This is a genomic window from uncultured Brevundimonas sp. (assembly GCF_937870815.1).
GTDB lineage: Bacteria > Pseudomonadota > Alphaproteobacteria > Caulobacterales > Caulobacteraceae > Brevundimonas.
In genome coordinates this window covers 1-2,319 of sequence record NZ_CALMZS010000026.1, presented here as the reverse complement: position 1 = coordinate 2,319, position 2,319 = coordinate 1, and the positions used below count along the sequence as shown (strand labels likewise).

Genomic DNA, 2,319 nt, shown 5'->3' with positions numbered 1-2,319 from the left:
TCGACGGCGACCACGGGCGGGCTGGGCAATCCGGTGGTGTCGCTGATCGAGGACGTGCTGGCCTTCCTCACGGTGATCGTGGCCCTACTGGCTCCGATCATCATTCCGCTGGTGCTGCTGGTGCTCGCGGTCATCGTCTTCCGGCTGGCGCGCCGGATCCGCGAAGGACGGGCGGCGCGGCCTGCCTAGAGGCTGCGACTGACGATGGCCTTCAGGGTCTCGGCCTTCGAGGACAGGTCCGACGACAGCCGGCCGGCCAGTTCGCGGGCCCCGACCGGATAGGCGTCGCCGCCGTCGGCGATCTCCCTGGCCAGGCGCGACGCCTCGAGCAGCACCTTCTCCAGCCCCTCAACCTGCTCCACCGCGAGGGCGCGAGCCTCCATCTGCAGGCGTTTGACCCGTTCGGACGTGGTCTCCGGCTTGCGCATCAGATCATAGATTTCGGCGTCGCCCGGGACGAGGCGCAGGTCAGGCTTGGCGGGCGGATTCTTGGGCATGGGCGAACTCCTGCCAAGCCAATGCGAAGCGGCGCCGCAATGTTCCCGGTGCAGAGGGTTAACGCACGACAAGCGCCGCCGGTGTGCTCCCGTTGCATCAGCAGGGCGCCGGGCGTCGGTCAGGCGGCTTCGGTGCGACACCCGGCCCGGCGCTCGGCCTCGCGGACCGCCGCGACCGCGCGATCGACGACCTCCGGCCCGGCGCCCGGCCTCACCGCTTCGACCGTCAGGATACGGCGGAAGGCCCGCGCCCCCGGCCGGCCATGCATCAGGCCCAGCATGTGCCGGGTCATGGCCGCCAGATGCACGCCTTCGGCCAGGCGGGCGGCCATATAGGGCCGGTAGCGTTCGACGGCCTCGAAGGCGTCGACGTCCGCGGTCGCGGCGCCGAACAGCCGCCGGTCCGCCTGGCCCAGGATGGCCGGCTCGTGATAGGCGGCGCGGCCCAGCATGACGCCGTCCAGCCGGACGCCGTCCGCGTCGTCGAGATGGGCCTCCGCCTCGTCCAGGGAGGCGACGCCGCCGTTGATGGTGACCGACAGCCGCGGCCGCTCGCGCTTCAGACGACGCACGAGGCCGTAGTCCAGCGGCGGCACGTCACGGTTCTCCTTCGGCGACAGGCCCTGCAGCCAGGCCTTGCGGGCATGGACGATGAAGACCTCGACGCCGACGGCGGCGCAGGCGTCGACGGTCTCGAACAGGGCGGACTGCGGGTCCTGGTCGTCGACGCCGATGCGGCATTTGACCGTGGCCGGGACCGACACCGCCCGCTTGATGGCGGCCATGCAGTCGGCGACGAGGGCCGGCTCGCGCATCAGACAGGCTCCGAACCGGCCCGACTGCACGCGGTCGGACGGACAGCCGACGTTGAGATTGATCTCGTCATAGCCGAAGGCCTCCCCGACGCGGGCGGCCTCGGCCAGCTGGTCCGGCTCCGAGCCGCCCAGCTGCAGCGCCACCGGGTGCTCGACCGGATCGAACCCCAGCAGCCGCTCCCGGTCGCCATGGATGACGGCGGGGGCGGTGACCATCTCCGTATAGAGCAGGGCCCGGGACGTGAGGGTGCGATGGAACGCCCGGCAGTGCCGGTCGGTCCAGTCCATCATCGGGGCGATCGAGAGGCGGCGGTCCATCGGGGGCGCTGCATACACCGAAGTCAGGACCGAAGCGACGGCAGGAACCTTTGGCGTTGGCCCCGGTTCCCCGGGCCTCAAGGAGGACATCCCATGATCAGACCACTTCTCGCCGGCGCCGCCTGCGTCGCCCTGCTGGCCGCCTGCAACCCGGAACAGAGCCCGGAGGCCGTCGACAAGGCCCAGGACATGGCGGCCGGCCCCGTCGGCCAGACCTCGGCCGCGACCATGGGCTCGAACATGGTCTCGGCCTATGTCCCGAACGCCGCCATGGGCGACATGTACGAGATCCAGGCGGCCGACATCGCGCTGGAGCGTTCGCAGAACGCCCAGGTCAAGGAACTGGCGACCATGCTCAAGACCGATCACACGGCCGCGTCGAACGCCATGAAGGCCATGCTTCCCCAGGCCGCGCCTGACCTGACGCCGCCGACGGCGCTGGACCAGCGCCGCCAGGGGCTGATCGACAACCTGCGCTCGGCCTCGGCGGAAAACTTCGACCGGACCTGGGTCGACCAGCAGATCGCCGCCCACAACGAGGCCCTGACCCTGCACCGCGGCTTCTCGGACCAGGACTCGCCGCTGGCCGCGCACGCCCGGTCGGTGGTCCCCAAGATCGAGGCCCACCTGCGTCAGGTCGAACAGATCAAGTCGGCGATGTAGCCGCCGCCTCCGGGGGGCGTGGAAGG

Annotated in this window: 4 protein-coding genes; 2 read left to right on the top strand and 2 right to left on the bottom strand. The window is 70.9% G+C overall.

Features of this window, described 5'->3' with window-relative positions; translation table 11 throughout:
* Positions 1-189: DUF4126 domain-containing protein (locus Q0588_RS01945; RefSeq protein WP_298743262.1), on the top strand; the 189-nt coding region annotated here is incomplete at its 5' end.
* On the opposite strand, the gene Q0588_RS01940 is transcribed toward Q0588_RS01945, so the two are convergent.
* Together Q0588_RS01940 and dusA are read right to left on the bottom strand one after the other, a co-directional pair.
* Positions 186-497 (bottom strand): hypothetical protein, encoded by a 312-nt coding sequence (locus Q0588_RS01940; protein ID WP_298743260.1) that lies wholly within the window; start codon positions 495-497, stop codon positions 186-188. The two genes, Q0588_RS01945 and Q0588_RS01940, sit on opposite strands and share 4 nt — an antisense overlap.
* Positions 498-616: 119 nt before the next feature.
* A complete protein-coding gene (gene dusA, locus Q0588_RS01935) occupies positions 617-1,630 on the bottom strand; it encodes a tRNA dihydrouridine(20/20a) synthase DusA (RefSeq protein ID WP_298743258.1) in 1,014 nt (337 codons plus the stop codon).
* Between the two features lie 93 nt (positions 1,631-1,723).
* On the opposite strand from dusA, the gene Q0588_RS01930 reads away from it, so the two are divergent.
* Positions 1,724-2,293, top strand: coding sequence for a DUF4142 domain-containing protein (locus Q0588_RS01930; RefSeq protein WP_298743257.1), 570 nt, complete (start codon positions 1,724-1,726; stop codon positions 2,291-2,293).
* The last annotated feature ends 26 nt before the right edge of the window (positions 2,294-2,319 follow it).

Bases quoted from the DNA above. Each gene is read 5' to 3' on its own strand.
- Q0588_RS01940 (WP_298743260.1), bottom strand. From the start codon at position 497: ATGCCCAAGAATCCGCCCGCCAAGCCTGACCTGCGCCTCGTCCCGGGC.
- Q0588_RS01930 (WP_298743257.1), top strand. From the start codon at position 1,724: ATGATCAGACCACTTCTCGCCGGCGCCGCCTGCGTCGCCCTGCTGGCC.
- dusA (WP_298743258.1), bottom strand. From the start codon at position 1,630: ATGGACCGCCGCCTCTCGATCGCCCCGATGATGGACTGGACCGACCGG.